The 13,974-nt window shown below is 63.5% G+C and carries 12 protein-coding genes; 3 read left to right on the top strand and 9 right to left on the bottom strand.

Going from position 1 to position 13,974, the window contains the following annotated elements; all coding sequences use genetic code 11:
- Positions 1–3: 3 nt before the first annotated feature.
- Complete coding sequence (recN, locus tag QZ498_RS03475; protein WP_294620281.1) at positions 4–1,650, top strand: DNA repair protein RecN; 1,647 nt, start codon at positions 4–6, stop codon at positions 1,648–1,650.
- Here recN and QZ498_RS03470 read toward each other — a convergent pair.
- Positions 1,647–2,486 (bottom strand): AraC family transcriptional regulator, encoded by an 840-nt coding sequence (locus QZ498_RS03470; RefSeq protein WP_294620279.1) that lies wholly within the window; start codon positions 2,484–2,486, stop codon positions 1,647–1,649. The two genes, recN and QZ498_RS03470, sit on opposite strands and share 4 nt — an antisense overlap.
- Before the next feature lie 122 nt (positions 2,487–2,608).
- Here QZ498_RS03470 and QZ498_RS03465 point away from each other — a divergent pair, with 122 nt between their 5' ends.
- Positions 2,609–3,511 carry a DMT family transporter gene (locus QZ498_RS03465; RefSeq protein ID WP_294620277.1) on the top strand — a complete coding sequence of 301 codons (903 nt, stop codon included), beginning with the start codon at positions 2,609–2,611 and terminating at the stop codon, positions 3,509–3,511.
- Here QZ498_RS03465 and QZ498_RS03460 read toward each other — a convergent pair.
- Positions 3,450–3,980 (bottom strand): anthrone oxygenase family protein, encoded by a 531-nt coding sequence (locus QZ498_RS03460; protein WP_294620275.1) that lies wholly within the window; start codon positions 3,978–3,980, stop codon positions 3,450–3,452. The genes QZ498_RS03465 and QZ498_RS03460 overlap by 62 nt on opposite strands.
- Before the next feature lie 62 nt (positions 3,981–4,042).
- On the bottom strand, positions 4,043–5,419 hold the full coding sequence (locus QZ498_RS03455; RefSeq protein WP_294620272.1) for an FAD-linked oxidase C-terminal domain-containing protein: 1,377 nt from the start codon (positions 5,417–5,419) through the stop codon (positions 4,043–4,045).
- An 83-nt stretch (positions 5,420–5,502) separates the two neighbouring features.
- On the opposite strand from QZ498_RS03455, the gene QZ498_RS03450 reads away from it, so the two are divergent.
- Positions 5,503–7,191, top strand: coding sequence for a chloride channel protein (locus QZ498_RS03450; protein WP_294620270.1), 1,689 nt, complete (start codon positions 5,503–5,505; stop codon positions 7,189–7,191).
- A 206-nt stretch (positions 7,192–7,397) separates the two neighbouring features.
- Here QZ498_RS03450 and lpdA read toward each other — a convergent pair whose 3' ends face one another.
- From lpdA to QZ498_RS03420, 6 genes are all read right to left on the bottom strand, one after another.
- Entirely contained in the window at positions 7,398–8,777 is a 1,380-nt protein-coding gene (gene lpdA, locus QZ498_RS03445) for a dihydrolipoyl dehydrogenase (RefSeq protein ID WP_294620268.1), read from the bottom strand.
- Positions 8,778–8,787: 10 nt separating this feature from the next.
- Positions 8,788–9,666: a 2-oxo acid dehydrogenase subunit E2 gene (locus QZ498_RS03440; RefSeq protein ID WP_294620266.1), complete on the bottom strand. Its 879-nt coding sequence runs from the start codon at positions 9,664–9,666 to the stop codon at positions 8,788–8,790.
- Positions 9,667–9,676: 10 nt separating this feature from the next.
- Positions 9,677–11,101, bottom strand: a complete 1,425-nt coding sequence (locus QZ498_RS03435) for an NAD-dependent succinate-semialdehyde dehydrogenase (protein ID WP_294620264.1) — start codon at positions 11,099–11,101, stop codon at positions 9,677–9,679.
- A gap of 15 nt (positions 11,102–11,116) precedes the next feature.
- Positions 11,117–12,457 carry a biotin/lipoyl-containing protein gene (locus QZ498_RS03430; RefSeq protein WP_294620262.1) on the bottom strand — a complete coding sequence of 447 codons (1,341 nt, stop codon included), beginning with the start codon at positions 12,455–12,457 and terminating at the stop codon, positions 11,117–11,119.
- Positions 12,447–13,442 carry an alpha-ketoacid dehydrogenase subunit beta gene (locus QZ498_RS03425; RefSeq protein ID WP_294620260.1) on the bottom strand — a complete coding sequence of 332 codons (996 nt, stop codon included), beginning with the start codon at positions 13,440–13,442 and terminating at the stop codon, positions 12,447–12,449. The genes QZ498_RS03430 and QZ498_RS03425 overlap by 11 nt, the downstream gene beginning before the upstream one ends.
- A gap of 12 nt (positions 13,443–13,454) precedes the next feature.
- Positions 13,455–13,974: thiamine pyrophosphate-dependent enzyme (locus QZ498_RS03420; RefSeq protein WP_294620258.1), on the bottom strand; the 520-nt coding region annotated here is incomplete at its 5' end.

Raw genomic sequence — 13,974 nt, 5'->3', positions numbered from 1 at the left:
CTGATGCTGCGCGCGCTGGATATTCGGGACATCCTGATCATTGATCACCTTGAGTTGGGGTTTCAGCCGGGGTTGAATGTGCTGACCGGGGAAACCGGCGCGGGGAAATCCATTTTGCTGGACAGTCTGGGGTTTGTTCTGGGTTGGCGGGGGCGCGCGGAATTGGTGCGCCAAGGGGCCGATCAGGGCGAGGTTGTGGCCGAGTTCGACCTGCCCGAAGGGCACCCGGCGCGGGCGGTTTTGGAGGAGGCGGGCCTGCCTGCCGGGGATGAGTTGATCCTGCGGCGTGTGAATACACGCGACGGGCGCAAGACCGCTTGGGTCAATGACCGGCGCTGTTCGGGCGAGGTGTTGCGGCAGTTGTCGGATACTTTGGTGGAATTGCACGGCCAGCACGATGACCGGGGGCTTTTGAACCCGCGTGGGCATCGTGATTTGCTGGATGCCTATGGCGGGTTGGAGCCGCAACGCACCAAGGTGCGCGCCGCGTGGCGGGCCATGGCCGAGGCGCGCAAGGCGTTGGAGGCGGCACAGGCGGCATTGGAAGAGGTGCGCGCCGAGGAAGAGTTCCTGCGCCATGCGGTGGGAGAGTTGGACGCGCTTGATCCGCAACCGGGTGAGGACGAGGCGCTTGATGCCCGCCGCCGGTTGATGCAGCAGGCCGAGAAGATCCGCGAAGATATTGCCCGCGCGCAAGCCGCGCTTGGCCTTGAGGGGGCCGAAGGCGCGGCGGGCGATGCCCTGCGGTGGCTGGACGGGGTGGCTGACCGGGCCGAAGGGCAGTTGGACGAGCCGATTGCCGCGATTGGCCGGGCCATGGTGGAACTGGACGAGGCCGCGCAGGGGGTGACGCGGTGTCTTGATGGGCTGACGTTCAACCCGCTGGAATTGGAAGAATGCGAAGAGCGGCTTTTTGCCATCCGCGCCATGGCGCGCAAGCATGGTGTGGCGCCGGATGATCTGGGTGAATTTGCCGAAGGCTTGCGCGGGAAACTGGCGGCCTTGGATCAGGGCGATGCGGATTTGAAGGCGCTTGAGGGCGCCGTGACCGAGGCAGAAGCCGCATATGACACCGCCGCAGCTGATTTAAGCGCCAAGCGCATCAAGGCGGCCAAGTCTTTGGACAAGGCCGTGATGGCCGAGCTTGCGCCGCTCAAGATGGAGCGGGCGGTATTTTCCACGGTGATCGAGGCGGGAGAGTCGGGGCCAGAGGGGCGCGATGCGGTGACCTTTACCGTGGCCACCAACCCCGGCGCGCCGGCGGGGCCTTTGAACAAGATCGCCTCGGGCGGGGAGTTGAGCCGCTTTTTGCTGGCGCTCAAGGTCTGCCTGACGGGCACCGACAGCGGGCTGACGATGATTTTTGACGAGATTGACCGGGGCGTTGGCGGTGCCACGGCGGATGCCGTGGGCCGCAGACTCAGGCAACTGGCCCAAGGTGGTCAGGTCTTGGTGGTCACCCATTCGCCGCAGGTGGCGGCCCAAGGCGCGCATCACTGGCGGGTGGAAAAGAAAGTGGTGGATGAGCAGACGCTTTCCACCGTCACGCCCTTGCCGGACAGCGATAGGGTAGATGAAATCGCCCGCATGCTGTCGGGGGATACGATTACGCAAGAGGCCCGCGCGGCGGCGCAGGCCTTGATGGGCTAAGCGAGCCGTAGAAGTTTGCGATATGCGCCCGGGGTCAGCCCGGTTTCTGCACGGAACACCCGCGACAGATGGCTTTGACAGGAAAACCCGCAGTCCTGCGCGATTGTGCTTAGGCTGTCGGTGCCGGTAAGCCGCGCCTTGGCGTGATCGACACGGCGCGACATGATCCATTTATGCGGGGATACCCCGCGGGTGCGGCGAAACATCCGGTGAAAATGAAACTCGGACAGGTCTGCGACGCGGGCGAGATCGGCCAACCGGATGGTTTGATCAAGGTGGGCGGCGATCCATTCGTCGCATTGGCGCAGGGTGCGCGGGGCAAGGCCGCCGCTTAGGGGGGCGGTTTCATTTGGCAGGTGTCCCAAAAGCTCAACCAGCGCGCTATCGGCCAAGAGGATATCGCCGGTTTGCGCGGCATGGGCCATGTGAAGCAAGGGGGCGGCCAGGGTGGGGGAGGTGACGAATGTGGCTTCCCGCACCGAAAGGCGGCGGGCGTCGCGGTGGGTCATTCGGGCAAATCCTGCGCGCAGGTGATCATCCGGAGCATAGAGGTGCACGAAGCGGAAGGGCGCGGTGATATGCCATTCCGAGCGGTGGCCTTCGGGCATCACGCAGATCGCGCCGGGAAAGCCCGCAACGGCCCCGGCATCCAGCCGTTTGGTGCCGCCCCCGCCCTTCAAATAAAGGCTGAAGGTGTGGCCCTGTGGCCCGTCATAGGTGATGTGCCCGCTGCTGTTTTCCCAGATCGCCACCTTGAACCCACGGCCCAGATCGAGCCCCGCGATCGGGTGGGCATCGGGCGCTTGGGCGAGGAAATCTGGAACGCGCTGTTGCATGATTATGGTTTAGCCTGTTCGAGTGCTGTGCAAAAGGCTGGCGCGCATTTCACCGCAAGATCGTGCAATCTTTATCCAGGGCGTGACGGTAGGGGTGGTGCCTCAAATGGAGGAACCGCGCCTTGCCCACATCCGCCCTTTTCATTGTCACGGTCCTGATCTGGGGGACCAGTTGGTACGCGATCAAATTGCAGATCGGGCCGGTGCCCTTGGATGTTTCGGTGTTTTACCGGATGGCACTGGCGGCTTTGATCCTGTTGGCGGGGCTTGCCGTAACGGGACGGTTGCAGCGACCGGCGCGCTGGCGGTTCGTGATCGTGCAGGCGGTTTGCCTCTTCAGCTTCAATTTTGTGGCCTTTTACCATGCGACGGCGCTGATCCCCTCGGGTTTGGTGGCGGTGATTTTTTCGCTGGCGTCGATTTTCAATGCCGTCAATGCGCGGATTTTCTTTGGCGAACGGATCACGGCGCAGGTCGGGATTGCCGGGGGCTTGGGGGTCTTGGGGGTCGGCCTGATGTTCTGGCGTGATTTGGCCGTGTTTGGTGAGGCTGAGACCCTGCAAGGTATCGGTTGGGCCTTGCTTGGAGCGATGATTTTTTCGTTGGGAAACATGGCCTCAAGGGTGAACAGCGCCTCGGGTGTGCCGCCGCTTTTGGCCAATGCATGGGGGTTGGGCATTGGGGCCTTGGCCCTTTTAATTATGCTGACCCTGAAAGCGGAGGCACTCGTCTGGCCGCAAGGCGCGCATTACTGGGGCGGGTTGCTGTACTTGGCTATCTTTGCCTCGGTCATCGGGTTTACCACCTATCTGGTGTTGGTCTGGCGCGTGGGATCGGCCAAGGCGGGCTATGCCACGGTTTTGTTCCCCGTGGTGGCTTTGGCGATGTCCACCCTGCTGGAGGGATATGAGTGGACACCGCTTGCGGGCTTGGGGGTGTTGGCGGCGCTTTTGGGCAATCTGATTATGTTTTGGCGGCGGCGTGTACCTGCGCCTGCACCAGCCGTACAATCCCCATCGCCGTAAGGCCGAGTACCCCGGCACTGACCACGGTGCGCAGGGTGTTGTAGACCTGCCATTTGCTGGAATAGGCCCGCCAGATGTCGCGGGCGGTTTCAATGTCTTCGGGGACTGTGGTGGCCAGCAAGGCGCGGTTCATCGGGACATTGACGGTGACCGTTACCAAAAAGGCCCCGACCAGATAGAGAAGCGCGGCTAAGCTGAACCATGTTGCCGCGCTCTGGTGGCCGGTTTTGAAAGACAGGCCAGCGGTGATGGCCAGAACGAGCGGTGTGCCGAAAAAGGCCGGGGCAAAGACGATGTTTCGCACGCTGTCGTTCATGCCGTTCATAGCGGTAATGGCGACGCGCGGATCAATGGCATCAAGCCCCCACATGGTGGAACAGACCCAAGCGTAGAAAAAGCCGAAGATCGCCGCACTGAGCAGCAGGGAGAGGGCGGCGAAGGTTTGAAGAGGGCGGGAAACTGTGGGCATGGAAAGTCCTCAAATGAATGCATGTCAGGGGTATACGACACAGCGCCGGACTTCCGTCGCCATCAATTCCTAGGCGGCACCAGTTTCCCGGGGTTGAGGATGTTTTGCGGGTCAAGCGCCTGTTTTATCTGGCCCATGACGGCCCAGCCGCCCCCATGCTCTTCGCTCATATAGGGGCGTTTGCCGATGCCGACGCCGTGTTCGCCGGTGGCCGTGCCGCCAAGGGCGAGGGCGCGTTTGACCATGCGGTGGTGTACCTCTTTGGCGCGTTCGGTGGCCGCCGTGTCGCCCTCATCGAACATCAGGATGGCGTGGAAATTGCCATCCCCCACATGGCCCAAAATGGGGCCGGGCAGGGCGGCCTCGGTCAGATCGGCCTGCGTTTCCTCGATCGCTTGGGCCAGTTTCGAGATCGGCACGCAGAGGTCGGTCACCACTGCGCGGCTGCCCGGTCGGCTGGCGAGGATGGCGTGGTAAGCATTGTGGCGCATGGTCCAGAGGCGGCTGCGGTCCTCGGGTTTTGTTGCCCAGTCAAAGCCGGTGGCGCCGTGTTCGGCAGCAATATCACCGAAGGTTTCTGCCTGCTCGGTCACGCCTGCATCCGAGCCGTGGAATTCCAGCAAAAGGTGCGTGGTTTCAGGCAGTTGCATTTCGGCATAGGCATTGACGGCGGCGACGCTGGCCGGATCCATCAATTCGATCCGGGCCATCGGCAGGCCCATCTGGATGGTGTCGATCACGCAGGCCACAGCGCTGCCCACATCGGGAAAGGCGCAGACCGCGCTTGAGATCGCCTCGGGCTGGCCATGCAGGCGCAGGGTGAGTTCGGTGATCAGGCCGAGGGTGCCTTCGGAGCCGGTGAAAAGCCCGGTGAGGTCATAGCCAGAGGAGGATTTGCGCGCGCGGGTGCCGGTGCGGATCACTTCGCCCGTGGCGGTGACCACCTCAAGCCCCAAGACATTGTCGCGCATCGTGCCGTATCGTACGGCGGTGGTGCCACTGGCGCGGGTGGAGGCCATGCCGCCAAGCGAGGCATTGGCGCCGGGATCGACGGGGAAGAAGAGGCCGGTGGCGCGTAGCTCGGTATTGAGCGCCTCGCGGGTGACGCCGGGTTGCAGGGTGACGTCCATATCCTCAGGATGCACCGATAATACCTTGTTCATACGTGAAAAATCCACGCAAAGCCCGCCATGCGGCGCCTGTGCCTGACCTTCAAGCGAGGTGCCGGTTCCCCAGCCGACAACGGCGCAGGAATGAGCGGCACAGATGCGCATGATCTGCGCCACCTCCTCAGTGGTCTCGGGGTAGGCCACGGCTTCGGGCGGCATTTCAGGGAAGTGACTTTCGCTACGGCCATGCAAATCGAGATCCGACTTGGACTGTGTCAGCCGTTCGCCTAGAAGGTTGGAAATCTCGGTGAATGCCGCGGAATGGCCCATGGCCTTGCCCCCCTTAACAATTTCGGCGCAAGGTAGGGCAAGGGCGCGCGCATGAAAAGGCCGCATCAGACGGTACAGGGGCCATGACGGACGGGGAACAATCTATCCTCAAGCAAAAGGCGCGGGCGGCGATTGCCGCGCTGCGCAATGGTTGGCACGTCATGCTGGACCGGGGCCCGAGCCAGATACAGTTTTGGTTCATAGCCCTGATTATCGGGATCGCCGCGGGATTCGCCGCGCTATTTTTCCGTAAGGGAATCATGGCGTTACAGGGGTTGGTTTACGGTACCGAGGATATGTCACGCATACATTCGGTGGCCGAAACCCTGCCATGGTACTGGGTTTTGATTGTGCCGATTGTGGGCGGCTTGGTGGTGGGGTTGATCCTGCATCATATGACGGATGATGCGCGGGTGCGCTCGGTCTCGGATGTGATCGAGGGCGCCGCCTTGCACGATGGACGGGTCGAAAAACGCGAAGGCGTGGCTTCGGTTCTGGCGTCGATGATCACGCTGGGCACCGGCGGCTCCTCGGGGCGCGAGGGGCCAGTGGTGCATATGGCCGGTGTGATCTCGACTTGGGTAAGTGACCGGATCAATGCCGACGGGATCACAGGGCGCGATTTGCTTGGCTGTGCCGTGGCGGCTGCGGTCTCGGCCAGTTTCAATGCGCCGATTGCCGGGGCCTTGTTCGCGCTGGAGGTGGTTTTGCGGCATTTCGCGCTGCATGCCTTTGCCCCCATCGTGATTGCCAGCGTGGCAGGAACGATCATCAACCGATTGGAATTCGGGGATATTACCGAGTTTGACTTGCCCACCACGAGCGCCTTGGAATTCTATGTCGAACTGCCTGCTTTCCTGTTGCTTGGACTGGTTTGCGGGGTGGTGGCGACGGTGCTGATGCATTCGATCTTTTTCGCCGAGGATATGGCCAGTTACGTGCAAAAACGCACGCGGGTGCCCCGGTGGCTGCGGCCCATGGTGGCGGGGGCGATGCTGGGCGGTTTGGCGATTGGCTTTCCGCATATCATCGGGGTGGGGTACGAGACCACTTCGGCGGCCTTGACCGGGCAATTGGTTTTGCACGAAGCCATTGTTTTTGCGGTATTAAAGGTCGTTGCCGTCTCGATCACCATTGGTGGGCGCATGGGCGGCGGGGTGTTCTCGCCATCGCTCATGGTGGGGGCCTTGACCGGGCTGGCCTTTGGCCTGATCGCGACGGGGATTTTCCCTGATGTGTCGGGCAAACCCACGCTATACGCGCTGGCAGGGATGGGCGCGGTGGCCGCAGCCGTGCTGGGTGCGCCAATCTCGACCACGCTGATTGTCTTTGAACTGACCGGGGACTGGCAGACCGGATTGGCGGTCATGGTGGCGGTTTCGATGTCCACGGCCTTGGGCGCGAAACTGGTTAAACGCTCGTTTTTCTTGACACAATTGGAGCGGCGGGGGACGCGACTGGCCGCCGGGCCACAGGCCTATTTGCTGGCGATGTTCCGGGTGGAGCCGTTGATGCGCCCGCCCGATCACCCGCGCGGGGCCAGCGAGGAGGCCTGTTGGGAGATGATCGAGGACGGGGTTTATATCGGCATGAATGCCACTCTGGAAGCGGCGATGCCCTTGTTCGACCGCTCGGCGGTGCCGTTTATTCCGGTGGTCGTGCTGCGCGGGGAGGGGGAGCCGCCGGAGCTTCAGGGGGCGCTGTTTCATGTGGATGCGCTCAAGGCGTACAACCGGGCCTTGGCGGCGGTGTCCGAGGAAGAGCACAGCTGAGCCTGCGAATCGGGGCTAAGGTATTGGTTAACAACGAAAACCTGATTCTGTATCGCGTCGGTAAAACGTCGGTATCGCGTCGGTATTCTTTCCCGCATACCGCAGGGTTAACAGGGCGCGCGGTGCGTTTTGTACGAAACGTACGGACGTTTCGTACGCTTGAAGAGCGTTTCGCGGCGCGGGTCGACTCTTGGGGTCTGCAATGATCAGAGGTCTGTCAGCGTGCCAAGCGCGCGTTCGGCTGAGAAGCCTATGGTTTCGGATAATGTCGGATGGGCATGGACGGTCAGAGCGATGTCCTCAAGCCGGCCGCCCATTTCCATTGCCAGCACGCATTCGGCCAGCAATTCCCCCGCATTGCGCCCAACGATCGAGGCTCCCAAAAGGCGGTGCGTGTTCGGGCAATAGACCAGCTTGGTCAGCCCGTCGCCCCCGCCCGACGCAAGGTTGCGCCCGCTGGCGGCCCAGGGAAAGCTGGCGGTTTTGTGGGCGATGCCTTGATCCTTGGCCTGCGCTTCGGTGAGGCCGGCCCAAGCCAACTCGGGGTTGGTGTAGGCGACCGACGGGATGAGATCGGTATCGAGGGCGGCGGCGTGGCCACTGGCGACCTCGGCGGCGATGTGCCCTTGATGCGTTGCGCGATGCGCGAGCATCGGGTTGCCGGTGACATCGCCGATGGCGAAAATAGTCTCGACATTCGTGCGGCAGGAGGCATCGACGTGGATAATGCCCCGGTCGTCGATCTCGACGCCTGCGGCTTCCGGCGCGACGAGGCTGCCGTTTGAACGACGGCCCACGGCCTGAATCGCCGCATCCGCCTTGATGCTGCCCTCGAACCCACCTTCGCAGGTGAGTGTCAGGGCGGTTTTGGTGGCTTTCACCTGCGACACCTTGGTGCCGGTGTGGATCGTGACGCCTTCGGCCTCAAGCGCGGCGTGCAGGACCGCCACCGCCTCGGCATCGGCGCCGGGGGCGACTTGATCCATGAATTCAATCACGGTCACATTGCTGCCCAATGCGGCATAGATCGTGGCCATTTCCAACCCGATGATCCCGCCGCCGACAATGGCCAAGCGCTTTGGGATATCGCGTAGCTCAAGCGCATCGGAGGAATCCCAGATGCGGTCGTCTTCGGGCCAGCCTGGCAGGCGCAGGGGGGCGGAACCGACGGCGATGACAGCCTGATCGAAGGTCCAGCTTTCGCCGTCGATATCGAGACTGCCCGTGCCTGTGAATTGCGCCGTGCCACGAATGGTCTGCACCTTGCGGCGTTTGGCCAGACCGGTAAGGCCTGTGGTCAGTTGCCCGACAATGCCGTCTTTCTTGGCACGAAGCTTGTCCAGATCGACCGAGACCTTACCAGTTGAAATGCCCCAGTCATTGATGTGACGGGCCTCGCGGATCACTTCGGCGGCGTGCAGCAGGGTCTTGGAGGGGATGCAGCCCACGTTGAGGCAGACCCCGCCAAGCGTGGCGCGCGGATCGACCATGACGGTTTTGCGCCCCAGATCGGCGGCACGAAAGGCGCAGGCGTAACCGCCCGGTCCGGCACCCAGAACGATGAGATCGGCGTGATTGTCAGACATGAATGCCCCCTCAGACCATGATCCGGCGCGGATCGGCGATAAGCCCGGCAAGATAGGTCACGAAGCGGGCCGCATCGGCGCCATTGATCACGCGGTGATCATAGCTGAGGTCCAGTGGGACCATCGGCACGGGGCGGGGGGTATCGCCCTCCCAGACGGTGAGGGTTTCGGTGCGGGTGATGCCGAGGATGGCCAGTTCGGGCGGATTGACGATGGGCGTGAAGCCTATGCCGCCGATCCCGCCAAGGTTGGAGATCGACATGGACGCGCCACCCATCTCATCCAGGGCGATCTTGCGGCTCTGGGCGCGGGTGGCCAGATCGGTGATCTCGGCCGCGATCTGCCACAGGCCCTTGCGGTCAACATCGCGAAGAACCGGCACCATCAGCCCGTGCGCCGTATCGACGGCGATGCCGATATGCACGTAATCCTTGAGGATCAGGGTTTTGCCATCGGCCGAGAGCGAGGCATTGAAGCGCGGAAACTCGCGCAGCGCACGGGCAAGCGCCTTGGCCTGAAACGCCAGCGCAGTCAGCTTGACGCCGCGCGCTTGCGCCTCAGGCTTGAGGTCCTTGCGCAGCGCCTCGATCGCGGTGACATCGGCGCGGTCGTGGTGTGTGACCTGCGGGATCAGCGCGTTGGCCGCGCCGAGGTTGGCGGCGGCCACTTGTGCAAAGCGGCTCATCGGCTCCTCGGTGACGGGGCCGTATTGGCTGTGGTCCACTTCCCAGTACGAGGTGTCGCCAGCAGGGCCAGCGGCGGGTTTGCCCCCCTCCAGATCTTCAAGGGCGATGCTCGTGCGGCCCAGATCCTTGGCCAGCTTTTCCAAGTCGATGCCCTTTTCAAGGGCGCGGGTACGAACCGATGGTGGTGCGATGATGTCGCTCATGTCCGCCCCCTTACCAGCTGGCCGAGATGTATTGGGTTTCCATGAACTCGAGCATGCCTTCATGCCCGCCTTCACGGCCCAAGCCCGATTGCTTCACGCCACCGAAGGGGGCGGCGGGGTCGCTGACCAAGCCACGGTTGAGGCCGACCATGCCGTATTCGAGCCGCTCGCAGACTTGCAGCGCGCGTTTCATGTCTTCGGAGAAGACATAGGCGACAAGGCCGTATTCGGTGTCATTGGCGCGGCGGATGACCTCGTCTTGGTCCTTGAAGGTCTGAATGGCCGCGACCGGGCCGAAGATTTCATCCTTCACACATTCGGCATCTTCCGAGACATTCGACAGGACCGTCGGCGGGTAGTAGAACCCCTTGCCCTCAGGCACGGTGCCGCCGCATTCTACCGATGCGCCTTTGGCCACGGCATCGGCCACGAAGTCGGCCACCTTGTCGCGCGTATCGGCATTGACCAGAGGCCCGACATCAACGGACGGGTCGGTGCCGTCGCCCAGCTTGAGCGCGCTCATCCGGTCGGTGAGGCGCTTGGTGAACGCCTCGGCGATGTCTTCATGCACGTAGATGCGGTTGGCCGCTGTACAGGCCTCGCCGAGATTGCGCATCTTGGCCAGCATGGTGCCTTCGATGGCCACGTCCATATCGGCATCGTCGAAGACCACGACCGGCGCGTTGCCGCCCAGTTCCATGGCGGGTTTCAACACCTGATCGGCCGCGCCTTTCAACAGTTTCTGACCAACGCCGGTGGAGCCGGTGAAGCTCACTACGCGCACGCGCGGGTCGTGCATGATATGGTCGACCAGCGCGCCGGTCCGCCGCGAGGGCAGGACGTTGACCAGCCCCTTGGGCACGCCCGCTTCTTCGAGAAGCGGCATGAGGGCCAACATGGTCAGCGGGGTTTCCGAGGCGGGCTTGATGATCACGCCGCAGCCCGCGGCCAGCGCCGGGGCGATTTTGCGGGTGCCCATGGCGGCGGGGTAGTTCCATGGTGTGACCAATACCGCCAGACCGGCGGGCTTGTGTTGCACCATGATGCGCGCGCCCGAGGCGGGCGCGTGGGTGATCATGCCATCGGCGCGCACCGCTTCTTCGGCGAACCAGCGGAAGAATTCGGCGGCATAGGTGGCCTCGCCCTTGGCATCGACCCCGGCCTTGCCGTTTTCCAGCGTGATCAGGTTGGCGAAGTGATCCAGCCGGGCGGTCATCAGCTCCCATGCCCTGCGCAGAACTTCGGAGCGTTCGCGGGGCGTGCGGGCGGCCCAATCCTTCATCGCGGCCTCGGCGGCATCGAGGGCGGCATCGGCATCGGCGATATCGGCGGAGGCGACGGAGGCCAGAACCTCTTCGGTGGCGGGGTTGATGACGTCAAAGCGGTCGGATGTCTTGTGCCATTCGCCATTGATATAGAGATCGGTGAATTCCATTTTGGACTCCATGTCTTAGAGCAGGTGGCGGAGCGGATGCTCCATGCGACCCGCGAATTCGGAGAGAAGGCCCGTGGCCTCGCTTGCCGTGAGGTGATGGCTTGCGCATTCCAGCGTGATGGAAAGCCCGTCGTCCGCGCGTGTCAGGGTGAGAACGGGCATGTCCTCGGCCCCGAGGGCGACGGTGCTGATCTGGCTCAGGCGCAGGTCGCGCAGGGTGAGATCGGGTGCTGCCCCTTCATCGGCAGCGGTGATATCCCCAAGCGGCCCGGCGGGCACGGCGAAGGCACGGGTTTGGCCGAAGGTCTCAATCGCGACGATGGCGTGATCCTGTCCGAGGCTGGCCCCGGCGAGGCCCGCCAGCAGCGCGGCGGCATCACCTAGCCCGGCATTGTCCGCAGCCCATGTGGCGAAGGCGGCAAAGCCATCGCTTGGCAGATCGGCGGTCAGGCGGCGCGATTGCGCGGCGGCCGCGCCCGCGGCAGGGGCCGTGGGCAGGGATTTGAGCACCTCGATATCCGCCGCGTGGTAGGGCTGTGGGTGGCCCGCCTCGACCAGCCGGTTCAGGTCAAGCCCCTGTTCGAGCGCCAAGCGCCGCGCCTTGGGCGAGGCGAGGATGCGGCCATCGGCACGCGGTTTGGCGGCGGGGGCCGGTTTTGGGGCCGCCGCTTTGGCCGGGGCCGTATCGGCGGGGCCGGGTTCGGCATCGCCATCCTGAGCCGGTTGCGGGGCGGCGGCTTTGGGGCTGGCCGCATCGGCGATGCTGCGCTGCACGGGGGCGTCGGGTTTGTCAGCCGAGATGATGGCGATCACGTCGCCCACCGGAGCCTCTTCGCCCGCTTCGGCCAGAAGCGCCGCGACAAAACCGTCTTGGCCGGCTTCGACCTCCATGGTGGATTTGTCGGTTTCGACCTCGAAGAGGATATCGCCCGAGGCGACAGCGTCGCCGGGTGATTTGTGCCAGGCCACGATCAGGCCGGTATCCTGCGCCATGCCAAGCGCGGGCATGATCACCCCGGCGCCCTCGGGCAGGGCGGTCGCTTGGGCGGGGGCCTCTGCCGGGGTGTCGGACGGGGTGTCGGCGGGCGCGGCTTTGGCCAGGGTTCCGCTGTCCTCGGCACTGTCGGAAATCAGCGCGATGACATTGCCCACGGGCACCTCGGCCCCGGCCTCGGCCTGCACATCTGTCAGGTAGCCATCGGCGGGGGCTTCGACCTCCATCGTGGCCTTGTCGGTTTCCACCTCGAAGAGCGCATCGCCGGATTTGACCGCATCGCCGGAGCTTTTGAACCAACTGACGATCAAGCCGGTATCCTGCGCCATCCCGAGGGCTGGCATGATGACCTCATGCGGCATGGATCATCTCCCCCGACATGAGTTTGCGGGCATTCTCGGCGACGGCTTCGGGGGTGGGCACGGTGATGTCCTCCAGCGCGGGGCTGAAGGGCACGGGCACATCCATCGCCCCCATGCGCAGCGCCGGGGCGTCGAGGTGGTAGAAGGCCTTTTCATTGATGCGGCTGGCGATTTCGCCGGTGATGCCAAAGCTCTGGTGACCTTCGTCCACGACGATCACGCGGCTGGTTTTCTTGGCCGATTTGAGCAGCGCGGCCTCGTCCAGCGGGACGATGGTGCGCGGGTCGATCACCTCGGCCTTGATGCCTTCTTTCGCAAGGATCTCGGCGGCGGCCTCGCAGACCTGCACCATCGACGAGGTGCCGATCAGGGTGATATCCGAACCTTCGCGTTTCACATTGGCCTCGCCGAAGGGAATGAGAAACTCCTCTTCGGGCACCGGGGCCTTGTCGTTGTACATCAGCTTGTCTTCGAAGATGACAACCGGGTTGTTGTCGCGGATCGCGGTCTTCATCAGGCCCTTGGCCTCATAGGCCGAGGAGGGCATGGCCACTTTCAGGCCGGGGATATGCGCCACCAGCGCGTGCAGCGATTGGCTGTGCTGCGCGGCGGAGCGCCGGGTGGCGCCGAGGTTGGTGCGCAGGACCAGCGGCACATTGAGCTTGCCGCCAGACATGTAATAGGCCTTGGCCGCCTGATTGCAGAGCTGATCCATGATCAGATAGATGAAGTCACCGAACATCAGGTCGACGACCGGCCGGGTGCCGGTCAAGGCCGCGCCCACCGCAAGGCCCATGAAGCCCGGCTCGGCAATCGGCGTGTCGACAACGCGCTCGGTGCCAAACTCCTCGACCAGACCGCTGAGCACCTTGAAGGGGGTGCCCGCTTCGGCGACGTCCTCGCCGATGATGAAGACGGTTTCATCCCGGCGCATTTCCTCGGCCAGCGCCTCGTTCACGGCTTGGGACAGGGTAATATTTCGCATGGGTCGTCCTCCTCAGGCCGTGTCGCGCGCGAGGGCGTGCTTGATGTCGGTGTAAACGTGCATGTCGACCTCGGATTGGTCGGGGTAGGGGGCCGCTTCGGCATAGGCGACCGCCTGTTCGGCGTCCTCCTTGATCTCGGCATTCATGGCTTCGATCTCGTCTTCACTGGCGATGCCCTGTTCGACCAGCCAACCGCGGAACTTGATGATCGGGTCCTTGTTGTCCTTCCAATCCTTCTCTTCGTCCTTGGAGCGGTAGTATTCGCGGTTGATGTCGCCCACGTGGTGGCCGTGGTAGCGGTAGGTCATCAGTTCCAAAAAGAAGGGGCCTTCGCCCTTGCGGGCGCGGGCCACGAGTTTCTGGGTCAGTTCGTTGACCGCCAGCACGTCTTGCCCGTCCACTTGATGGGCCTCGATGCCGAAGGCCTCGGCGCGGGCGGTGATCGAGCCGGCGGCGATCTCTTCGGTCTTGGTGTATTCGGAATAGCCGTTGTTTTCACAGGCGTAGATCACCGGCAGATTCCACAGCGCG

Origin of the sequence: uncultured Roseovarius sp. (assembly GCF_913057115.1) — a bacterium.
GTDB lineage: Bacteria > Pseudomonadota > Alphaproteobacteria > Rhodobacterales > Rhodobacteraceae > Roseovarius.
The sequence above is the reverse complement of the archived record's forward strand: the minus strand, read 5'-3'. Positions and strand labels throughout refer to the sequence as shown.

What these genes read in the sequence shown, in the direction of transcription:
- QZ498_RS03470 (WP_294620279.1), bottom strand. Translation starts at nt 2,486, where the DNA reads ATGCAACAGCGCGTTCCAGATTTCCTCGCCCAAGCGCCCGATGCCCAC.
- QZ498_RS03425 (WP_294620260.1), bottom strand. Translation starts at nt 13,442, where the DNA reads ATGCGAAATATTACCCTGTCCCAAGCCGTGAACGAGGCGCTGGCCGAG.
- recN (WP_294620281.1), top strand. Translation starts at nt 4, where the DNA reads ATGCTGCGCGCGCTGGATATTCGGGACATCCTGATCATTGATCACCTT.
- QZ498_RS03440 (WP_294620266.1), bottom strand. Translation starts at nt 9,666, where the DNA reads ATGAGCGACATCATCGCACCACCATCGGTTCGTACCCGCGCCCTTGAA.
- QZ498_RS03460 (WP_294620275.1), bottom strand. Translation starts at nt 3,980, where the DNA reads ATGCCCACAGTTTCCCGCCCTCTTCAAACCTTCGCCGCCCTCTCCCTG.
- QZ498_RS03450 (WP_294620270.1), top strand. Translation starts at nt 5,503, where the DNA reads ATGACGGACGGGGAACAATCTATCCTCAAGCAAAAGGCGCGGGCGGCG.
- QZ498_RS03435 (WP_294620264.1), bottom strand. Translation starts at nt 11,101, where the DNA reads ATGGAATTCACCGATCTCTATATCAATGGCGAATGGCACAAGACATCC.
- QZ498_RS03455 (WP_294620272.1), bottom strand. Translation starts at nt 5,419, where the DNA reads ATGGGCCATTCCGCGGCATTCACCGAGATTTCCAACCTTCTAGGCGAA.
- lpdA (WP_294620268.1), bottom strand. Translation starts at nt 8,777, where the DNA reads ATGTCTGACAATCACGCCGATCTCATCGTTCTGGGTGCCGGACCGGGC.
- QZ498_RS03430 (WP_294620262.1), bottom strand. Translation starts at nt 12,457, where the DNA reads ATGCCGCATGAGGTCATCATGCCAGCCCTCGGGATGGCGCAGGATACC.